Below are 20,340 nucleotides of genomic sequence, written 5' to 3'. Positions count from 1 at the left end.
GTGCACCTCGCCGCCGCCGGTCAACGGGGCGAAGAGGGTGAAGCCGGGGAAGGCGACGTCCGGGTCGAGGGCGATGAGCCCGGTGCCGCGACGGCGGCGTTGGTTCTGGTCGACTCGGGCCGTCGTGTGCGTGCCGGTGAAACCGCTGGAGCGTGTCAGATCGTGCGGAAGGCCAGCACCACGTTGTGGCCGCCGAAGCCGAACGAGTTGTTCAGCGCGGCGATCCGGCCCTCGGGCAGGGCGCGGGCCTCGGTGACGATGTCGGCGTCGATCTCCGGGTCCAGGTCGTCGACGTTGATGGTCGGCGGGGCCGTGCGGTGGTGCAGTGCCAGGACGGTGGCGACGGTCTCGATACCGCCCGCGCCGCCCAGCAGGTGACCGGTCATCGACTTGGTCGCCGAGACGGCGATGTGGTCCAGGTGGTCGCCCAGGACCCGGCGCAGCGCCTTGACCTCGGCGGTGTCGCCCTGCGGGGTGGAGGTGGCGTGGGCGTTGACGTGGACGATCTCGGCCGGGTCCAGCTCGTTCTGCTCCAGCAGGTGGCTGATCGCACGGGCCACGCCCGCGCCCGTCGGCTCCGGCTGCGCGATGTGGTGGGCGTCGGAGGAGAGGCCCTGCCCGATCGCCTCGCAGTAGACGCGGGCGCCCCGCTTGGCGGCGTGCTCGGCGGACTCCAGCACCACGACACCGGCGCCCTCGCCGAGGACGAAGCCGTCACGGGCCTTGTCGTAGGGGCGGGAGGCCTGCTGCGGGTGCTCGTTGTTCTTGGACATCGCCATCATGTTGGCGAAGGCCGCGATCGGCAGCGGGTGGATCGCCGCCTCCGTGCCGCCCGCGACGACGACGTCGGCACGGCCGGTGCGGATCATCTCGATCGCGTAGCCGATGGCCTCCGCGCCGGACGCGCAGGCGCTGACGGGGGTGTGCACGCCCGCGCGGGCGCCGACCTCCAGGCCGACGTTGGCGGCGGGGCTGTTCGGCATCAGCATCGGCACGGTGTGCGGGGAGACGCGGCGGACGCCCTTCTCCTTGAGCACGTCGTACTGGTCGAGCAGGGTGGTCACGCCGCCGATGCCGGAGGCCACGACCGCGCCGAGGCGCTCGGGCTCGATCGGCGAACCCTCCTCGACGGCCGAGGTGGTGAAGCCGGCGTCGGCCCACGCCTCACGCGCGGCGATGATGGCGAACTGGGCCGAGCGGTCCAGCTTGCGGGCCAGCGGGCGCGGCAGCACCTCGCCCGGGTCGACGGCGGTGCGGGCGGCGATGCGGACCGGCAGGTCGGCGGCCCACTCGTCCTCGATGAGGGACACGCCGGAACGGCCCGCCACGAGGCCCTCCCAGGTGGACGCGGCGTCGGCGCCGAGCGGCGTGAAGGCGCCGATCCCGGTGACGACCACGGTGCGGCTGTCGCTGGTCACTGCTCTGACTCCTGGAAGGGAAGTTCGGGTGGTTCACCCCGGACAATGCGCCCGGGAAAGGCATTCGGCCCGGGAAAGGCGAAGGGTGCCGCCGCCTGCGGCGGCACCCCCCAAGTGAGCGGGAATGCTCAGGCGTTGGCGTTGTCGAGGATGTACTTCACCGCGTCGCCGACGGTCTTCAGGTTCTTGACCTCGTCGTCCGGGATCTTGACGTCGAAGCGCTCCTCGGCCGCGACGACGACCTCGACCATGGAGAGCGAGTCGACGTCCAGGTCGTCGGTGAACGACTTGTCGAGCTGAACATCCTCGGTCGGGATCCCGGCGATCTCGTTGACGATCTCCGCGAGACCTTCGAGGATCTCTTCCTGGGTGGCCATTGAAGGCTCCTTCGTGATGGTGTTTCTGGAGGTGGTGCTTACGGGAGAGTAACGACTGCTGCCGCGTAGACGAGACCCGCCCCGAACCCGATGATCAGGGCCAGGTCTCCGCTCTTGGCTTCGCCGGACTGGAGCATGCGCTCCATGGCCAGCGGGATGGAGGCGGCCGAGGTGTTGCCGGTCTCCGCGATGTCGCGGGCCACCGGAACCGACTCGGGCAGCTTCAGCGCCTTGATCATCGCATCGATGATCCGCATGTTGGCCTGGTGGGGGATGAACGCGCCGAGCTGGTCGGCGGTGATCCCTGCGGCGTCCAGGGCCTGTTGGGCGGCCTTGGCCATGTCCCAGACGGCCCAGCGGAAGACCGTCTGGCCCTCCATGCGCAGGGCCGGCCACTTGGCCTCGTCACCGGCGCCGTTGACGGCGTCCGGCTTGGCGAACGCGGTGTCCCAGGCCGCGGTCTGGCTGATCACGTCGGCCTGCGAACCGTCCGAGCCCCAGACAACCTTGCCGATGCCGGGGGTGTCCGACGGGCCGACCACGGCCGCGCCCGCGCCGTCGCCGAAGATGAAGGCGGTGGAGCGGTCGTGGATGTCGGTGAGGTCGGACAGGCGCTCGACGCCGATCACGACCACGTACTCGGCGCTGCCGCCGCGGACCATTCCGTCGGCCAGCGAGAGGCCGTAGCCGAAGCCGGCGCAGGCGGCGGAGATGTCGAAGGCGGGCGCGGTGCCGCAGCCCAGCCGGTCGGCGATCTCGGTGGCGATGGCCGGGGTCTGCTTGAGGTGCGAGACGGTGGCGACGATGACGCCGCCGACCTGGTCCGGGCTGATCCCGGCCATGGCGATCGCCTTGCTGGCGGCCTGGACCGACATCTCGGCGACGGACTCCTCCGGACCGGCCCAGCGGCGCTCGGTGATGCCGCTGCGGGTGCGGATCCACTCGTCCGAGGACTCGATCCAGTTGAGGACCTCGGAGTTGGGGATCACCCGGGTCGGACGGTAGCCGCCGACGCCGTGGATGCGGGAGAACTGCGCGCCGGTCACCGGCTTGATCTGCGGGGTCTGCGAGGTGTCGCTCTGCGCTGTCATGCGTTCTGCTCCCCGGCTCCGTGCTCGGCCACGAGCGCGAGGGCCTTGTCGAGGTCGGCCGGTGTCTTCAGGGCCAGCGTCGCGACACCCTTGACGTTGCGCTTGACCAGGTTGGTGAGGGTTCCGGCGGGCGAGAGCTCGATCACCGCGGTGGCGCCGAGCTGCGCCAGGGTCTCCATGCACAGGTCCCAGCGGACCGGGTTGGAGACCTGCGAGACCAGACGGGAGAGCACCTCGGCGCCGGAGCCGACGACCTCGCCGTCCCGGTTGGAGACGTAGGCGATCGTCGGGTCGGCCACCGTCAGCGTCGGCGCGAGCTTCTCCAGCCGTGCCACGCCGGGGGCCATGTGCTCGGTGTGGAAGGCGCCGGCGACCTTGAGCGGGATCAGCCGGGCCTTGGCCGGGGCGTCGTCCTTGAGCGCCTCCAGCTGCTCCAGCGTGCCCGCGGCGACGATCTGGCCGCCGCCGTTGTTGTTGGCCGCGGTGACGCCGTGGGCGGCCAGCTTCGCGGCCACCTCCTCCGGGTCGCCGCCGAGGACGGCGATCATGCCGGTCGCGGTCGCGGCGGCAGCCTCGGCCATGCCCAGGCTGCGCTCGCGGACGAAGGCCAGGCCGTCCTCCGGGCTCAGCACGTCGGCGGCGACGGCGGCGGTGATCTCACCGACGCTGTGCCCGGCGACGGCGCCGACCTTGCGGGAGAGCGTCTCGTGGTCCCCGTCGAACAGCGCGGCGGCGGTCACCAGGCCCGCGGCGACCAGCAGCGGCTGGGCGACGGCGGTGTCCTTGATCTCCTCCTCGGACGCCTCGGTCCCGGCGTGCACCAGGTCCAGGCCGGCGACCTCCGACCAGCGGCCGAGGCGGTCGGCGACGCCGGGTACCTCCAGCCAGGGCGCGAGGAATCCTGGCGACTGGGCGCCTTGTCCGGGAGCAACGAGTACGAGCACGTCATCAACCTTCTCTTGTCCGGCCGGTGCGACGCGGGTGAGGACCGCGACCAAGAACCACCCACCGAGTTGTGGATTCCCTACAGCCGTGCATCCTCCCAGGTCATGACTGTTGGAGTCGGCCCAGGGCAAGGGCGATCCGCAGGGTGAAAGCGGAGCGCACGTCGGAGGGCGCGTAGCCCGTGACGTCGGTCACACGGCGTAGGCGGTAGCGAACCGTGTTGGGGTGCACGAACAGCATTCTGGCCGCGCCCTCGAGTGAGGACGCCTGTTCCAGATAGACGGACAGGGTATCCAGCAGCGCCGAGCCGGCCTCGTCCAGCGGGGCGTAGATCTCCTCCACCAGCTGACGGCGGGCCTGCTGGTCGCCCGCGAGGGCACGCTCCGGCAGCAGGTCGTCGGCCAGCACCGGACGCGGCGCGTCGGGCCAGGCGGAGCAGGCGCGCAGGCCCGCCGCGGCGGCCTGGGCGGAACGGGTTGCGGAGAGCAGGTCGGAGACGGTCGGGCCGATCACCACCGGGCCGTCCGCGAACTGCCCGATCAGCGAGCGCGCGGCGACCACCGGGTCCCACAGCCGCTCGCCGCTGCGGGGCTTCTTCTCGCCGACCACCACGACCAGGCGTGCCCCGAGCACACCGGTCAGCACGTGCAGCTTGGCGTGCCGGGCGGCGCGGCGGATCGCCTCGACCACCAGCTCGCTGTCCCCGGCCGGGGCGCTGCCCATGACCACCATGACCCGGTCCGGCGAGCCCCAGCCGAGCGCGGCGGCCCGGGAGAGCACGCCCTCGTCGGCGTCGCCGGACAGCAGCGAGTTGACGACCAGCGCCTCAAGCCGCGCGTCCCAGGCGCCGCGCGCCTCGGCGGCCTGGGCGTAGACCTGGGCGGTGGCGAAGGCGATCTCGCGGGCGTAGACCAGCACGGCCTCGCGCAGCGCGTCCTCAGCGCCGGGGGCGGCGACCTCGTCGATGGCCTCCTCGACCACCTCGATGGTGGTCCGGATCATCTCCACGGTCTGACGCAGCGTCACCGCGCGGGTCAGCTCGCGGGGCGCGGTGCCGAAGACGTCCGTGCTGATCGCCTGCGGCGCGTCGGGGAACCGGAACCACTCGGTGAACGCGGCGATACCGGCCTGGGCGACCAAGCCGATCCACGAGCGGTGCTCGGGCGGCATGTTCCGGTACCAGGAGAGGTTCTCGTCCATCCGGGCGATGGCGGCGGTGGCCATCTTCCCGGCGGCGCGCTCCAGGTTGCGCAGCGTCGCGGCGTGCTGGTCGTGCGTCGCGGTGACGGTGCGGCGCTCGAAGGCGGTCCCGCGGGTCGAGCCGCGGCGCGCGGCGTCGCCGGCCTTCGCTTTGGCGCTCGCGGGGGCCTTCTCCGACGCGTCGGAGGGCTGGTTCTCGGACTTCTTGGCGGCAGGGGCTGGCACGTCTCAAGCCTGCACCATGCCCGGCGGCTTTTGCGCAACCCGGGTACCCCTGGATGCGTGGTGCGGGTCACAAGGGCCCTCTGCATAGAGTGGGCCTATGCCGCTGAGGATCCACCGCGCCGGGCACCGGTACCGCTCCGCGCCGGAGCCGGGGATCGCGACCGCACACGCGTTCTCGTTCTCCGGGCACTACGACCCGGCCAACACCAGCTTCGGCGCGCTGCTCGCCTGCAACGAGGAGAGCCTGGACGCCGGCGCGGGCTTCGGGCCGCACAAGCACCGGGACACCGAGATCCTCACCTGGGTGCTGGAGGGCGCGCTTCAGCACGCTGACGGCGGCGGCGCGGGACAGGGCCACCGGTCCCTGGTCCGGCCCGGGCAGCTGCAGTACCTGAGCGCGGGCGGCGGCGTCAGCCACAGCGAGGGCACGGTGGAAGGTGGAGCGGAGCCGGTGCGGTTCCTGCAGTTCTGGCTCCAGCCGGGCAGCTTCGGGACCGAGCCCGCGTACGTCCTCGCCGACCCGGTCGACCCGGAGGCCGAGCACGTCCTGCTCACCCCGCCCGGCCTGCTGCGCCGCGAGGACGCGACGCTCCACCTGCTGCGCGCCCAGCCGTACGGCCCGCTGCCCGAACTGCCGCCCGCCGCGTACGTGTACGCGCATCTCGCCCGGGGCGGCGTCGGCTTCCGCGAGCGCGGTGGCCCGCGCGGACGCGGACGGGAGCTGGCCGCGGGGGACGCGCTGCGGATCACCGAGGGCGACGCACCGGTCGACCTCACCGCCGGACCCGACGGCGCTGAGCTGCTGGTCTGGGCGATGGAGTCGCCGGTCTCCTACGGCTGAGTCCGGCGTCAGTGTTCCCTGAGCTCCTCCAGCACCGCGTCGGTGAACGGCGTCCAGACCTCGGCGGCCCACGGGCCGAAGTCGCGGTCGGTCAGCGTGACGCAGGCCGCGCCCGCCTCCGGGTCGACCCAGAGGAACGTGCCGGACTGGCCGAAGTGGCCGAAGGTCGCGGGCGAGCTGGTGAGGCCGGTCCAGTGCGGGGACTTGTGGTCGCGGATGTCGAAGCCGAGACCCCAGTCGTTCGGCTTCTGGTGGCCGTAGCCGGGCAGCACGCCGTTGAGGCCGGGGAAGGCGACCCGGGTCGCCTCGGCCAGCGTCTCCGGGTGCAGCACGCGCGGCGCCTGCAGCTCGGCGGCGAAGCGGGCCAGGTCGGCCGCGGTGGAGACGCCGCCCGCGCCGGCCGGGCTCTTGCTCGTGGCGTCCAGCCAGGTCCCGGTCATGCCGAGCGGCGTGAAGACCGCCTCGGCGGCGTACTGCGGGAACGGCATGCCGGTCGCCTTGGCGACGACCTCGGCCAGCACGTCGAATCCGGCGTTGGAGTAGAGCCGGCGGGTGCCGGGCGCGGCCATGGCCTTGTGCTCGTCGAAGGCCAGACCGGACGTGTGGGCGAGCAGGTGCCGCACGGTCGACCCCTCCGGGCCCGCCGGGTCGTCCAGCTCCAGCGCGCCCTCCTCGACCGCGACCAGGGCGGCGTAGGCGCTCAGCGGCTTGGTCACCGAGGCCAGCCTGAACGGGTGCTGCTGGGGCCCGTGGCTCCCGGCGATGCTGCCGTCGCGGCGGACCACGACGGCCGCGGCGGTGGTGACGGGCCACTGTTCGACGATGCGCAGGCTGTCCAGGCTCATGGGCTGGAGTCTATGAGCAGGTTCCGCGGGGCCGTGTCGGGGGCGTACCTGCTTGCTTGGAGTGCACTCTAGGTAAGTAGCGTCGTGGCCGAAGGATCGGAAGGGGGCGCGGATGTCGGAAGCAACCGCGATGACACCGGAGTTGCTGCCTCGGTACACCATCGGCGAGGTCGTCGAGCGGACCGGCCTGAGCGCCCATACGCTGCGCTGGTACGAGCGGATCGGTCTGCTGGACCACCCGGCCCGCTCCCACCACGGCCAGCGCCGCTTCTGCGACGCGGACCTCGGCTGGCTCGCCTTCCTCGGCAACCTGCGCGCCACCGGCATGCCGGTCGCCGGGATGCTGCGCTACGCGGAACTCGTCCGCGCAGGCGCCGGAACCGAGGCCGCGCGCCGGGAGCTGCTGATCGAGCACCGCGAAGAGGTGCTCGTACGGATCCGCGACCTGCAGGCGAACCTTCTGGTGCTCGACTACAAGATCGACTTGTACGGGGAGAGGCAGGACTGCACATGACCACCAACCCGACAGACTCCAGCATGCCGACGACGACGCTCGGTGCGCACGGCCCGCAGGTGAGCGTCCAGGGCCTCGGTTGCATGGGGATGAGCGACTTCTACAGCGACCAGTTCGGCGACACCGGGGCCGAGGAGTCCCGCGCCACGCTGGAGCGCGCGCTGGAGCTCGGCGTCACCCTCTTCGACACGGCCGACATGTACGGCTTCGGCCGCAACGAGGAACTGGTCGGCCCGTTCGTCCAGGCCCACCGCGACGAGGTGCTGCTGGCGACCAAGTTCGCCATCGAGCGCCGCGAGGACGACCCGACCTACCGGGCCGTCCGCAACGACGCCGCGTACATCCGCCAGGCCGTCGACGCGAGCCTGCGCCGGCTGGGTGTGGACCACATCGACCTGTACTACATGCACCGGCGCAACCCGGACGTCCCGCTGGCCGAGTCGGTCGGCGCGATGGCCGAGCTGGTCGCCGCGGGCAAGGTCCGCCACCTGGGCCTGTCCGAGGTCAGCGGCGCGGAGCTGCGCGAGGCGTACGCGGTCCACCCGATCGCCGCGCTGCAGTCCGAGTGGTCGCTCTTCTCACGGGACATCGAGCGCACGGCCGTCCCGGCGGCGGCGGAGCTGGGTGTGGCGCTGGTGGCGTACTCGCCGCTCGGCCGCGGATTCCTGACGGGGTCCTTCAGCAACGCCGGCGAGCTGGCGGCGGGCGACTTCCGGCACTACCAGCCGCGCTTCACCGGCGACAACGCCGCGCACAACGCTGCGCTGCTGGCCCCGGTCCACAAGATCGCCGCGGAGCGCGGCGCGACGGCGGGCCAGGTGGCCCTGGCCTGGGTCGAGCAGCGTGCGCAGGTGCACGGCCTGCCGGTGATCCCGATCCCCGGGACGCGGCGGCGGAGCCGCCTGGAGGAGAACGTCGCGGCTGCTTCTCTGGTTCTGACGTCGGAGGAGCTGGCGGAGCTGGAGCCGATCGGCGCCCAGGTCGCGGGGGACCGCTACGCGGACATGCGCAGCATCTCCAGCTGACATCGCTGGGACGTTGCAAACGTCCTGGGGCGCGGGGAACTGCGCGAGAAACCACTGACGAGGGATGGCCCTGCGCGTTCGGGGCTCTACCTCATCGGGTGGCTTGTCGCGCAGTTCCCCGCGCCCCTTGGGGTAGTGCAACGTCCCCGCGTCGAAAGTGTCAGCCGGTCACGTCGCCGTAGTCGCCGAGGGCGATGTCGGCGAAGTTGCGGAGGCTCGTCGTCCCGTCGGTGAAGTAGCCCTCGTGGCCTACCGCGCCGGTCGAGGCGATGACATGGCTGCCGAAGGACGCGCTGGTCGGGTCCGCGCCGTGGCCGAGGCCGCCGACCTCGACGTAGGGGACGTTGCCGATCCAGTCGTCGGGGTTGCGGGTGGTGGCCCAGAGGCGCACGCCGTCGCCCAGCGCCGCGGCGTTGTCGACGTCCATGCCGGGGCTGCCGAGGACGACCATGTCCGTCACGCCGTCGGCCGACTGGATCGACGGGGACGCGTTGCCGCACAGGACCGAGCCGTAGGAGTGGCAGAAGAGGCTCGGCGGCGTGGACGACTCCGTCGTCACCGCGAGGCCCGCCAGCAGGCGGGTGAGGCGCGGGGCGCCGGCCTCGGCGAGGCGGGAGGTCGCGGCGTCGGCGCCGAGGCCGACCGGGGTGACGTAGTCGGACCACGCTATGGCCGCCGTGGTGGTGCCGGGGGAGACCCGGGCCTCCTCGGAGCGGAGGTTCTGGACCGCCTGCTCGGCCTGGGAGAAGTGGGACAGGTCCATGTCCGAGCCGGGGACGTAGACGGAGACCTTCTCGGCCGTGGCCAGGTCGCCGAAGACCTCGGCGACCAGACCGCGGCTGCGCGGGTCGAAGGCGAGCACCTGGTGGCCGGGCTGGAGCAGCTGGGTCAGCATGGCGATCTGGCCGGTGGTCGTCGCGTCCTTGACGTCCTGGGCCGTGAGGCTGTCCAGCTCGGCCCGCATGGCGACCCGGTTGGCCTGGTAGCGCAGCGCCAGCGGTGCGCCGTCGAGGTTGCCGACGACCAGCGGGTACGCGGCGACCAGCCGCTGCTGCTGCGCGGCGGAGAGGCCGCCGAAGAGCGTGGCGACGTCGGTCGCGCTCGCGGTGGCCGGGTCGGGGAGGCGGACGCCGAAGGAGTGGTCCTGGACCCAGGCCGCGCTGCCCGCGGGCGGGGTGGTGACGGCCAACTGCTCGTCCGAGACGGCCGCGCCTGCGGCGGCCGCGCCGGTTCCGGCAAGACAGGTGACCGAGACCAGTGCCGCCACCAGGGTGCGCTTGAACCGCATGCAGGTGTCTCCTCGGGCTGCCGTCGACCGTCCGACGGGCCGTCGGCGGCCCGGAGGTCTTGCGGATGCTCACTCACAGCGCTCGCGTGGTGCGGCGGGGGTGCCCGCGATGCGAGACGCTCTGCGCAACCATACGGGCACCACGTGCCTGCGTACGCCGTACGAGGCAAGAGGAAACTGGGACAACCATCACAATGGCCGTCAATCACCGGGCTTTCGGCGCTGATTCTTACGAGCCGTTCACGAAAGGCTGAGGGGGCGACGCCATCGGCGTCACCCCCTGTTGTTGCTCGGTGGCTACCTGCTGACCACTCTCGATCAGCTGTGCTTCCAGGTGACCGAGAAGCTCTCGCCGCCGGAGAGTGCGGAGGTGGACGCCTTCGTCGTCGAGCCGGAGACCATGTTGATCACCGTTGGGCTGTAGGTGCTCAGCGCCTTGCCGTCGGCCAGCGCGTCGGTGAAGTTCACCGTGCCGAAGTTCGCCAGCGGCAACACTCCGGTGGAGCTGGACGGGGCCTCGGCGATCACCTCGACCGAGTAGCGCTTGGCCGGGGAGTAGGACTTGGTCACCGAGCGGCTCCAGCCCGCCGTGGTGTCGCTCAGCTTCATCGTGAATTTGCCGGAGCCGAGGTACGTCACCGAGCCGGTGAAGTGGTCACCCGGCCGTACGGCGTTGCTGAAGTTCACCGGGTACGCCGGGTACATCTCGTACCAGGAGTAGTACTGCGGCGAACCGCCCGAGCAGTCCACCTCGGAGCCGGTCTGCTCGACGCTGTTGCTGCCGTCGCCGTCGATGCCGACCCAGAAGCTGGAGTAGCTGGTGGCGCTGCCGCACTTGCCGCTCGGCTCGACCCAGCTGGCCGAGATGGAGGTGAAGGGGCCTCCGGTGGCCGCGTAGCCGGACCAGTTGGAGCTGGAGGCGTTGCGGAGGTGGACGTGCAGGTTGTGCGCGGTGCTGTTGGCGAGCGCGGGGGCGACGGCGGGTGCAACGGTCGCCACCGCGGGGCCGGCGGACGCGAGAACCGCCAGCAGGGCTGCGGACAGAGCGGTGGTGCGACGGATCGTTCGCATGGTGCTCCTCTCGCACGGGACGCCGACTGTTGTCGGCGCCACGCCAAAGTAGAGGAGTGTCACCACGCGGGGGAGTGCTTCGCCCGAATCCACAGAAAAGCGGAGCGGGACCCTGACGCTACGTCAGGATCCCGCTCCGGGTGTTCAGTTGCCGAGGGCTACCCTCAGGCGTCGCCGCCTGCGGCGCCCGGGTGGGCGGCCTTCACGTCGAGCAGCTGGTAGCGGTCGATGGCCGCCTTCAGCGCGGTGCGGTCGACCTTGCCCTGCTTGGCCAGCTCGGTCAGCACGCCCAGCACGATCGACTGGGCGTCGATGTGGAAGTAGCGGCGCGCCGCACCACGGGTGTCGGCGAAGCCGAAGCCGTCGGCGCCCAGCGACTGGTACTGGCCCGGCACCCAGCGCGCGATCTGGTCCGGCACCGCGCGCATCCAGTCGGAGACGGCCACGAACGGGCCCTCCGCGCCGGAGAGCTTGCGCTGCACGTACGGGTAGCGCTGCTCCTCGTCCGGGTTGAGCAGGTTGAACTCCTCGACCTCGACCGCGTCGCGACGCAGCTCGTTCCAGGAGGTCACCGACCAGACGTCGGCCTTGACGTTCCAGTCCTCGGCGAGGATCTTCTGGGCCTCCAGCGCCCACGGCACCGAAACGCCGGAGGCGAGGATCTGCGCCGGGATCTGGCCCGCCTGACCGGCCGACAGCTTGTGGACGCCCTTGAGGATGCCCTCGACGTCCACGTTGTCCGGCTCGGCCGGCATCTGGATCGGCTCGTTGTAGACGGTGAGGTAGTAGAAGACGTCCTCGCCGTGCGGGTGCTGCTCGCTGCTGCCGTACATGCGGCGCAGACCGTCCTGCACGATGTGGGCGATCTCGTAGCCGTAGGCCGGGTCGTAGGAGACGACGGCCGGGTTGGTCGAGGCCAGCAGCTGGCTGTGACCGTCGGCGTGCTGCAGGCCCTCACCGGTCAGCGTGGTGCGGCCGGCGGTGGCGCCGAGCACGAAGCCGCGCGCCAGCTGGTCGGCCATCTGCCAGAACTGGTCACCCGTCCGCTGGAACCCGAACATCGAGTAGAAGACGTAGACCGGGATCAGCGGCTCGCCGTGGGTGGCGTAGGACGAACCCGCGGCGATCAGCGAGGCGGTGGACCCGGCCTCGGTGATGCCGTCCTGGATCATCTGGCCCTGCGGGGACGTCTTGTACGCCAGCAGCAGGTCGCGGTCGACCGACTCGTACTGCTGCCCCATCGGGTCGTAGATCTTCGCCGACGGGAAGAGCGAGTCCATGCCGAAGGTGCGGTACTCGTCCGGCGCGATGGTGACGAAGCGCTTGCCGATGTTCTTGTCTCGCATCAGGTCCTTGAGCAGGCGCACGAAGGCCATCGTCGTGGCGATCGACTGCTGGCCGGAGCCCTTCTTGAGGACCTTGTAGGCGTCGTCGCCGGGGAGCTCCAGCTTGCGCGGCCGGACCTTGCGGGTCGGCATGTAGCCGCCCAGCTCGGCGCGGCGGTCGTGCATGTACTGGATCTCCTCCGAGTCCTTGCCCGGGTGGTAGTAGGGCGGGTAGCCCTCGTCCAGCTGCTTGTCGGTGATCGGCAGGTGCAGCCGGTCACGGAAGCGCTTGAGGTCCTCGACCGTGAGCTTCTTCATCTGGTGGGTCGCGTTGCGGCCCTCGAAGTTCGGGCCGAGCGTCCAGCCCTTGACGGTCTGGGCCAGGATGACGGTCGGCTGGCCCTTGTGCTCGGTCGCGGCCTTGAACGCGGCGTAGACCTTCTTGTGGTCGTGGCCGCCGCGGCCCAGGTGCTGGATCTGCTCGTCCGTCATGCCCTCGACCATCGAGCGCAGACGCAGGTCGCCGCCGAAGAAGTGCTCGCGGATGTACGCGCCGGACTCGGTGGCGTAGGTCTGGAACTGGCCGTCGGGCGTGGTGTTCATCTTGTTGACCAGCACGCCGTCGCGGTCCTGGCCCAGCAGCGGGTCCCAGGAGCGGTCCCAGATGAGCTTGATCACGTTCCAGCCGTTGCCGCGGAAGATCGACTCCAGCTCCTGGATGATCTTGCCGTTGCCGCGGACCGGGCCGTCGAGGCGCTGCAGGTTGCAGTTGACCACAAAGGTCAGGTTGTCCAGGCCCTCACGCGCGGCGATGGACAGCTGGCCCAGCGACTCGACCTCGTCCATCTCACCGTCGCCCAGGAAGGCCCAGACGCGGGAGTCGGTGGTGTCCTTGATGCCGTGGTTCAGCAGGTAGCGGTTCATCCGGGCCTGGTAGATCGCGCCCAGCGGGCCGAGGCCCATGGACACGGTCGGGAACTCCCAGAAGTCCGGCATGTTGCGCGGGTGCGGGTAGCTGGACAGGCCGTACGGCGCGCCCGAGTGCTCCTGGCGGAAGCTGTCGAGCTGCTGCTCGGAGAGGCGGTCCAGCAGGTAGGCACGGGCGTAGATGCCCGGGGAGGCGTGGCCCTGGAAGTAGATCTGGTCCCCGGAGGCGCCGTCGGCGTCCTTGCCCTTGAAGAAGTAGTTGAAGCCCACGTCGTACAGCGAGGCCGACGAGGCGAAGGTGGCGATGTGACCGCCGACCCCGATGCCCGGGCGCTGCGCGCGGGAGACCATCACCGCGGCGTTCCAACGGGTCGCGTTGAGGACCTTGCGCTCGATCTCCTCGTTGCCGGGGAAGAACGGCTCGTCCTTGGTGGCGATGGTGTTGACGTAGTCCGTGCTACGCATCTCCGGCACGGCGACACGCTTCTCGCGGGCGCGCTCGATCAGCCGCAGCATGAGGTAGCGGGCGCGCTCACGGCCCCGCTCGTCGATGGCGGCGTCAAGGGAGTCCAGCCACTCGCTGGTCTCCTCGGGATCGAAGTCCGGGACCTGACTGGGCAGGCCGCCAATGATGATCGGGTTGCGATCGGATCCGGAAGCCACGCTGTTCCTTCACTGTCGGTCGTTCTGGAGGTGTGTCGCGCCGCCTCCATCGTGGACCGCAGGGGGAGAAAACGTCATCTCTACCCATGAGTAACCGTTTCGCGCCCATTGGGGGAGTGATCCCTTGGGGGCATTTCGTCCCGGTACTCGTCCTAATCGCGGTGGCAACGACGAGGTGGCCCGACCTTCCCCACAACGGTGTGGAGTGGGCAGGCTGGGGAGGGCCAAAGAGAGACTCTACGCCGGGTCAACGAGTGCTCGGTCACACGGTCGAAGGGTGAGACGAATTCACCTACGCAGCGTGTTCCTGGGTACTACGATGAGTGAGCATCGCCTACAGCGGGTAAGTGGAACGGCAATCCGCTGCGCGGAATGCTGTTTGCCGGTGATACTGGGGCAAATGGGAGTGATCTGTGTCACCCCCGACGGCGTGTCGCGCCGCGACGCACCGCAGCCAGGGCCTGATCGGCGGCCGGGTACTTGCGCTCCGCGCCCCGCCCGTGTGGACTACGGCCACAGCCCTGGTACCAGGAGACAGGGTCGGCTATAGGAGGCAATACCCGTGAGCGCGACCGCGGACCCCGCGGAGGACAAGACCAACCCGGCTCGTCGGTTGGGTCTTGAGACCGGACAGGTGGTCCAGGAGCTCGGTTACGACAGCGACGTCGACCAGGAGCTTCGTGAGGCCGTTGAGGAGATCACCGGCACCGAGCTCGTCGACGAGGACTACGACGACGTCGCCGACGTCGTGCTGATGTGGTTCCGCGAGGACACCGAGGACGGAGATCTCACCGACTCCCTCGTCGATGCCCAGGAGTACCTGGTGGAGGGCGGCCTCATCTGGCTGCTGACTCCGAAGACCGGGCGCGACGGCCACGTCGAGGCCCACGACATCGCGGACGCCGCGCAGACGGCGGGTCTCTCGCAGACCAGCACCGCCGCGGTGAGCAAGGAGTGGTCGGCCGTCCGGCTGGCCACGCCCAAGGCGGCCAAGGCTGGCAAGCGCTGAGCGCGCGCCCTTGAGGCGCTGCTGATCAGGCTCGGCCACTGAGGCGCGAGGACGTCCGGGGCCCGGATGGAGCATGCTCCGTCCGGGCCCTCTTGTTTTGCGCTGTGGGCGAAACGCGCGGCGACGCGGTGGGTGGTCGGCGCGCAGGTCGGAAGCGCCCGGCGGCAGAATGGCGACATGGCAGATGATCAGTCCGCCTCCGGCCCCACCCCGCACGCGCCGCACCTGCACGGGCCGCGTGGGGTCGCCGAGGAGTCGCCGGAGACCCTCCGTGCCCGGATCCTGGGCGGCTGGGACGCGGTCCTGACCCTCGCCGACGCCGGCGAGGGCGATCTGCGTGCCTTCGCCGCGCTGGGCTCCTGGCCGGGACGCCCCGTCCTCGGCGCGCTGATGGCGGCTGCGCACGGCGAGACGCCCACCCCCAGGCGGCCCAAGCCCTTCGACCCGACCCGGGACGAGGTCCTCGCGGCGCTCGCCGAGGGCCGGGAGCGGGTCGCCGCCGCGCTCGACGAGGTCCTGCCGGTCCCGGAGCTGGGCCGCAGACTGGTCGACTCCCCGCTGGGCCCGCTGCCGGTGCTGACGCAGATCCACGCGATGGGCCACGAGCTGGCCCAGGCCTGCGCGGGCGCGGAGATCCCCCGCGCGCTGGCCGACGCGGGACTCGCGGCGATGGTCGACGTCGTCGGCGCGCTCGCGTGGCGGCAGCGGCTGCCGTCCACGGCGGGGCTGTGGGAGCCGGAAGGCTCCGGCGGGGGGTCCGACGAGGGCTCCGTGCGGGGCGTCGGGTGGGTTTTCACTGCGGACGCCGACGGGTGGCGTACGCGGCCGCGTACGGCCGAGGACGACGTTCCGGGGGTGGAGGGCGCGGCGGAGCACCTGCTGGTGAGCTCGGGCTCGCTGCCGACGATGATCGCCAAGGGCGAGATCCGGCTCCGCCGAGTGGGCGGGCTTCTCGCGTTGGGCCCGCTGGTCGACCAGGTCCCCAACCTGCCGGGCGGAGCGCTGCTCCGCCGGGCGGTCAGCGCGGTGAGCGTGCTGAGCCGGTTGCCGGGGTTCAAGTAGGCAATGGGGACGTTGCACTCACCTCAGGGGCGCGGGGAACTGCGCGAGTAACCAACCTGTGCGGATGGCCCTGCGCGTTCGGGGCTCTACCTCACAGGGTGGCTTGTCGCGCAGTTCCCCGCGCCCCTGATAGTGCAACCACCTGCGGCAGCAAAAGTGCCGGTAGGCACGTGGCAGGATTGTCACCGGCACGGCCCACGACGATGAGGGGTTTTTCGCATGGCAATCGAGGTCGGTTCCAAGGCTCCCGAGTTCGAGCTCAAGAACCAGCACGGCGAGGCGGTCAAGCTCTCCGACTTCCGTGGTGAGAAGAACGTTGTGCTGGTGTTCTACCCGTTCGCCTTCACCGGTGTCTGCACCGGCGAGCTCTGCAGCCTGGAGCGCGAGCTGCCGTCGTTCCAGAACGACGACGTGCAGATCCTCGCCGTCTCCAACGACGCGGCGCCCACGTTGCGTGTCTTTGCCGACAAGGAGGGCCTGGAGTTCCCGCTGCTCTCGGACTTCTGGCCGCACGGCGAGGTCTCCCGTGCCTACGGCGTCTTCGACGAGGAGAAGGGCTGCGCGGTGCGCGGCACCTTCGTCATCGACAAGGAGGGCGTGGTCCGCTGGACCGTCGTCAACGGCCTGCCGGACGCGCGTGACCAGCAGGAGTACCTGAAGGCGCTGCAGGCGATCTGAGCCCCTCCCTCCCGGGGGCGAGGGGACTGCGACGTTGTCGTAACCGTTGGTGCGCTGCGGCTGCGCCAGGCGGGAACCCGCCACTACGATCGAGCCGTTGGCTTGTCAAGTGACCGCAACCGCACCAACGGGGACACGGCATGTCCCCTGAACTCCTGGAGGACTCGTGGGTGTCAGCCTCAGCAAGGGTGGCAATGTCTCGCTCACCAAGGAAGCGCCCGGTCTGACCGCCGTCCTCGTCGCGCTCGGGTGGGACGTCCGCACCACCACGGGAGCCGACTTCGACCTCGACGCCAGCGCCCTGCTGCTCGCGCCGAGCGGCAAGGTCGCCTCCGACAAGGACTTCGTCTTCTACAACAACCTCAAGAGCCAGGACGGTTCGGTGGAGCACACCGGCGACAACCTGACCGGTGAGGGCGAGGGTGACGACGAGATCGTCAAGGTCAACCTCACGACCGTGCCGGCGGGCATCGAGAAGATCGTCTTCCCCGTCTCCATCTACGACGCCGAGAACCGCCAGCAGAACTTCGGCCAGGTTCGCAACGCGTACATCCGCGTGGTGAACCAGAACGGCGGCGGGGAGATCGCCCGTTACGACCTCTCCGAGGACGCCTCGACCGAGACCGCGATGGTCTTCGGCGAGCTCTACCGCAGCGGCGCCGAGTGGAAGTTCCGTGCCATCGGCCAGGGTTACGCCTCCGGCCTGCGGGGCATCGCCCAGGACTACGGCGTCAACGTCTGATCGAGGGGCGGGAACACGATATGGGCGTCAGTCTGGCCAAGGGCGGCAACGTCTCGCTGTCCAAGGCGGCACCGAATCTGACGGCCGTGCAGATCGGACTGGGCTGGCAGGCGCGGGCGACCACGGGGGCCGCCTTCGACCTGGACGCCAGTGCGATGTTGTGCGCGGGGGGACGCGTGCTCGGCGACGAGTACTTCGTCTTCTACAACAACCTCAAGAGCCCTGACGGTTCGGTGGAGCACATGGGCGACGAGCTCGTGGGCGGCACCGGCGCGGAGGACGACGAGGTGATCAAGGTCAACCTGGCGCTGGTCCCGGCCCAGGTCGACAAGATTGTCTTCCCGGTCTCGATCTACGACGCCGACAGTCGCCTGCAGAGCTTCGGCCAGGTGCGCAACGCGTTCATCCGCGTGGTCAACCAGGCCGACGGCGGCGAGCTGGCGCGGTACGACCTCTCCGAGGACGCCTCGGGGGAGACCGCGATGATCTTCGGGGAGCTCTACCGCTACCAGGGTGAGTGGAAGTTCCGCGCGGTTGGCCAGGGATACGCGTCCGGACTGCGCGGGATCGCTCTAGACTTCGGGGTGAACGTTTCGTAAGAAGAAGTCATGAGCTGAGGGGCGGGCGGGCGTTCACCGGTACGGGTGAGGTACCCGCCCGCCCTTCGCTCGTCCGGACGTGAAAGGTTGGGACACGTGTTCCTCCGCACCTTCCGTTGGTCTTTCGGGATCACGTTGCTCGGTCTCGCCGCCGCCGCGTACCTATGGGGGGCGAACGGGTTCGGCGTCGTCCTGATCCTGTCGATCCTGGAGATCTCGCTCTCCTTCGACAACGCGGTGATCAACGCCACGGTGCTGAAGCGGATGACCCCGTTCTGGCAGCGGATCTTCCTGACGGTGGGCGTGCTGATCGCCGTCTTCGGCATGCGCCTGGTCTTCCCGCTGCTGGTGGTCGCGCTGACCGCGCACATCGGGCCGCAGACCGTGGTCTCACTGGCGCTGGACTCGTCAAAGACGTACAACGGCCTCACCTACGCGCAGCATCTCGACGCCGCCCACCCGGCGATCGCCGCCTTCGGCGGAACGTTCCTGCTGATGATCTTCCTCGACTTCGTCTTCGGCGAGAAGGAGATCCGCTGGCTCGGCCCGCTGGAGCGCGGGTTGGAGCGCATCGGCAAGCTGGACCAGCTGTCGGTGATCGTCGCCCTGGTCGTGCTCATGCTGTCCGCACGGTTCTTCGCGGGCGCGGAGTCGGAGACCGTGCTGCTGGCGGGCGTCGCCGGTCTGGTGTCGTACCTGGCGGTCAGCGGCCTGTCCAACCTCTTCGAGAGCGCGGGCGAGGCCGACGAGGACGAGGACGAGGCGGACGAGGGCGCGGAGGCGACCGACCGGTCCGGGAAGCCGGTGCTGCTGGTCGCCGGTAAGGCGGCGTTCTTCCTCTTCCTGTACCTGGAGGTCCTGGACGCGTCGTTCTCGTTCGACGGCGTGGTGGGCGCGTTCGCGATCAGCCAGGACATCTTCCAGATCACGCTGGGCCTCGGCATCGGCGCGATGTACATCCGGTCGCTGACCGTCTACCTGGTCCGCCAGGGCACGCTCGACGACTACGTCTACCTGGAGCACGGCGCGCACTACGCGATCGGCGCGCTGGCGGTGATCCTGATGGTCTCCATCAAGTACACGATCCCCGAGGTTGTCACCGGCCTGATCGGCGTCGCGTTCATCGGCCTCGCCCTGCTCAGCTCGATGGCGCGCAACCGCCGTGAGGGCGACGGGGACGGAGAGGACGCCGAGCTGTCCGCGCCCGCGCACACGGCACGGCTGTAGGCCCCGGCAGGACGCTGTAGGGCCCCCGAATCCCGAAGGCGGGCGCCCTACGGTCTGCGGTGGGTGGCGTGGAAGCGTGCGGCCAGGATCTGCTCCAGCGCCTCGTGCGTCGCCAGCGCGACAGCGCCCGTCAGCACCGCGGCGTGGCCGAGCGCGGAGACCTCCACCCGCGGCGGGTACGGCACGCGGCGGGCCAGGCGGGCCGCGACGCGGTCCAGGAGCAGGTCGCCGTTGAGCCCGATACCGCCGCCGAGGACGGCGAGTTCGACGTCGACGACCGCCGCGACCGGCGCCAGGTAGCCCGCGATCCGGCGGGCCTCCTCGTCGACCGCCGCCACCGCGTGGGCGTCCCCGGCGCGGGCCAGGGAGAAGAGCTCCTCCGTGGAGGCGGGCGCGGCCCCGGCCGGGAAGAGCGTCTCCGCGTGGCGCAGGATCTCCGCCGCGCAGGGGTCGTTGGACTCGATCTCGGACTCGTCGAAGACGCAGTCCAACTCGCCTGCCGCTCCCGCGAAGCCGCGGTGCAACTCGCCGCGCAGCACCAGGCCCGCGCCGACGCCGGTCCCCACGGACAGGAAGCAGAAGTTGTCCACGTCCGCGCCGCATCCTGACTGGCGCTCGCCGAGCGCGGCCAGGTGGATGTCGTTCTCCAGCGTGACCGGCATCCCGCCGAGCGCCTCGGTGAACGCCTTCTGTGCCGGATAGCCGTCCAGGGCAGGGACGTTCAGGGCCTGCCAGATGCGGCCCTCCTTGAGGTCCACGACGCCGGGGACGCCCACCGCGGCGTGCTGGAGGCTGCTCGCGGGGATGCCGGCGGCGTCGGCGACGGTGGTCATCAACGACGCCGCCGTCGCGACGATCTGCGGCGCGTCCTGCCCGGCCACCTCGACGTCCGCGCGGGCCAGGACCTCGCCCTCCAGGTTGGCCACCGCGCCGCGCAGATGGCGCGCGCCGACGTCGAGCGCCAGCACGTGCGCCGCCTCCGGGCGCGGGGCGAAGAAGAGCGCGCCGTAGGTGGGACCCAGCTCCTGGCGGTCGGCGCCACCGGACTCGGCGACGAGCCCCAGGTCGAGCAGGTCCTGGAGCAGGGCGGAGACGGTCGGCTTGGAGATCCCGGTGACCCGGGCCACCTCCGCCCGGGAGATGGGAGCCTGCGCACGGATGACGTCGAATACGGTGCGGAGGTTGATCTCCCGGAGCGTGGCGGAGGTCGCCGGTTTGGCAATCATGGTCAACACTCTAGAGGGCACAGCGCCCTTTCAGGAGAGTGA

The 20,340-nt window shown here is 70.6% G+C and carries 19 protein-coding genes; 9 read left to right on the top strand and 10 right to left on the bottom strand.

Translation table 11 applies throughout. From position 1 onward, the window contains the following. Window positions 1-155 precede the first annotated feature (155 nt). The 5 genes from fabF to I2501_RS34845 all read right to left on the bottom strand — a co-directional run bounded on the left by fabF (window position 156) and on the right by I2501_RS34845 (window position 5,055). Complete coding sequence (gene fabF, locus I2501_RS34865; RefSeq protein WP_196198180.1) at window positions 156-1,418, bottom strand: beta-ketoacyl-ACP synthase II; 1,263 nt, start codon at window positions 1,416-1,418, stop codon at window positions 156-158. A gap of 128 nt (window positions 1,419-1,546) precedes the next feature. Then, entirely contained in the window at window positions 1,547-1,795 is a 249-nt protein-coding gene (locus tag I2501_RS34860) for an acyl carrier protein (protein ID WP_196198179.1), read from the bottom strand. 38 nt (window positions 1,796-1,833) lie between these two features. Next, complete coding sequence (locus I2501_RS34855) at window positions 1,834-2,886, bottom strand: beta-ketoacyl-ACP synthase III (protein ID WP_196198178.1); 1,053 nt, start codon at window positions 2,884-2,886, stop codon at window positions 1,834-1,836. Further along, window positions 2,883-3,830: an ACP S-malonyltransferase gene (locus I2501_RS34850; RefSeq protein ID WP_196198177.1), complete on the bottom strand. Its 948-nt coding sequence runs from the start codon at window positions 3,828-3,830 to the stop codon at window positions 2,883-2,885. Before I2501_RS34850 ends, I2501_RS34855 begins: the two co-directional genes overlap by 4 nt. A 103-nt stretch (window positions 3,831-3,933) precedes the next feature. Continuing rightward, on the bottom strand, window positions 3,934-5,055 hold the full coding sequence (locus tag I2501_RS34845; protein ID WP_196198198.1) for a PucR family transcriptional regulator: 1,122 nt from the start codon (window positions 5,053-5,055) through the stop codon (window positions 3,934-3,936). 298 nt (window positions 5,056-5,353) lie between these two features. Here I2501_RS34845 and I2501_RS34840 point away from each other — a divergent pair, with 298 nt between their 5' ends. After that, window positions 5,354-6,097: a pirin family protein gene (locus tag I2501_RS34840; protein ID WP_196198176.1), complete on the top strand. Its 744-nt coding sequence runs from the start codon at window positions 5,354-5,356 to the stop codon at window positions 6,095-6,097. Between the two features lie 8 nt (window positions 6,098-6,105). Here I2501_RS34840 and I2501_RS34835 read toward each other — a convergent pair whose 3' ends face one another. Continuing rightward, window positions 6,106-6,936: a serine hydrolase domain-containing protein gene (locus I2501_RS34835; RefSeq protein WP_196198197.1), complete on the bottom strand. Its 831-nt coding sequence runs from the start codon at window positions 6,934-6,936 to the stop codon at window positions 6,106-6,108. A 118-nt stretch (window positions 6,937-7,054) separates the two neighbouring features. On the opposite strand from I2501_RS34835, the gene I2501_RS34830 reads away from it, so the two are divergent. Further along, window positions 7,055-7,456, top strand: coding sequence for a MerR family transcriptional regulator (locus I2501_RS34830; RefSeq protein WP_196198175.1), 402 nt, complete (start codon window positions 7,055-7,057; stop codon window positions 7,454-7,456). After that, window positions 7,453-8,481: an aldo/keto reductase gene (locus I2501_RS34825; protein ID WP_196198174.1), complete on the top strand. Its 1,029-nt coding sequence runs from the start codon at window positions 7,453-7,455 to the stop codon at window positions 8,479-8,481. Before I2501_RS34830 ends, I2501_RS34825 begins: the two co-directional genes overlap by 4 nt. Window positions 8,482-8,641: 160 nt before the next feature. On the opposite strand, the gene I2501_RS34820 is transcribed toward I2501_RS34825, so the two are convergent. From I2501_RS34820 to aceE, 3 genes are all read right to left on the bottom strand, one after another. Next, a complete protein-coding gene (locus I2501_RS34820; protein WP_196198173.1) occupies window positions 8,642-9,769 on the bottom strand; it encodes an alpha/beta hydrolase in 1,128 nt (375 codons plus the stop codon). 318 nt (window positions 9,770-10,087) lie between these two features. Beyond that, complete coding sequence (locus tag I2501_RS34815; RefSeq protein WP_196198172.1) at window positions 10,088-10,840, bottom strand: G1 family glutamic endopeptidase; 753 nt, start codon at window positions 10,838-10,840, stop codon at window positions 10,088-10,090. A 164-nt stretch (window positions 10,841-11,004) separates the two neighbouring features. Beyond that, complete coding sequence (gene aceE / locus I2501_RS34810; protein WP_196198171.1) at window positions 11,005-13,755, bottom strand: pyruvate dehydrogenase (acetyl-transferring), homodimeric type; 2,751 nt, start codon at window positions 13,753-13,755, stop codon at window positions 11,005-11,007. A gap of 562 nt (window positions 13,756-14,317) precedes the next feature. On the opposite strand from aceE, the gene I2501_RS34805 reads away from it, so the two are divergent. From I2501_RS34805 to I2501_RS34780, 6 genes are all read left to right on the top strand, one after another. After that, window positions 14,318-14,764 carry a DUF3052 domain-containing protein gene (locus I2501_RS34805; protein WP_196198170.1) on the top strand — a complete coding sequence of 149 codons (447 nt, stop codon included), beginning with the start codon at window positions 14,318-14,320 and terminating at the stop codon, window positions 14,762-14,764. A 177-nt stretch (window positions 14,765-14,941) separates the two neighbouring features. Next, window positions 14,942-15,826 carry a hypothetical protein gene (locus I2501_RS34800; RefSeq protein WP_196198169.1) on the top strand — a complete coding sequence of 295 codons (885 nt, stop codon included), beginning with the start codon at window positions 14,942-14,944 and terminating at the stop codon, window positions 15,824-15,826. Between the two features lie 219 nt (window positions 15,827-16,045). Beyond that, the gene (locus tag I2501_RS34795; RefSeq protein ID WP_196198168.1) at window positions 16,046-16,504 is read left to right on the top strand and encodes a peroxiredoxin; all 459 of its coding nucleotides are present in this window, start codon (window positions 16,046-16,048) and stop codon (window positions 16,502-16,504) included. Window positions 16,505-16,670: 166 nt separating this feature from the next. Further along, a complete protein-coding gene (locus I2501_RS34790) occupies window positions 16,671-17,246 on the top strand; it encodes a TerD family protein (RefSeq protein ID WP_196198167.1) in 576 nt (191 codons plus the stop codon). A gap of 20 nt (window positions 17,247-17,266) precedes the next feature. Continuing rightward, on the top strand, window positions 17,267-17,845 hold the full coding sequence (locus I2501_RS34785) for a TerD family protein (RefSeq protein WP_196198166.1): 579 nt from the start codon (window positions 17,267-17,269) through the stop codon (window positions 17,843-17,845). Window positions 17,846-17,941: 96 nt separating this feature from the next. After that, window positions 17,942-19,072 (top strand): DUF475 domain-containing protein, encoded by a 1,131-nt coding sequence (locus I2501_RS34780; RefSeq protein WP_196198165.1) that lies wholly within the window; start codon window positions 17,942-17,944, stop codon window positions 19,070-19,072. Between the two features lie 47 nt (window positions 19,073-19,119). Here I2501_RS34780 and I2501_RS34775 read toward each other — a convergent pair whose 3' ends face one another. Then, entirely contained in the window at window positions 19,120-20,298 is a 1,179-nt protein-coding gene (locus I2501_RS34775) for an ROK family protein (protein ID WP_196198164.1), read from the bottom strand. Window positions 20,299-20,340 lie beyond the last annotated feature (42 nt).

The sequence above is a fragment of the Streptacidiphilus fuscans genome (assembly GCF_015690355.1).
GTDB classification, from domain to species: Bacteria; Actinomycetota; Actinomycetes; order Streptomycetales; family Streptomycetaceae; genus Streptacidiphilus; species Streptacidiphilus fuscans.
The sequence above is the reverse complement of the archived record's forward strand: the minus strand, read 5'-3'. Positions and strand labels throughout refer to the sequence as shown.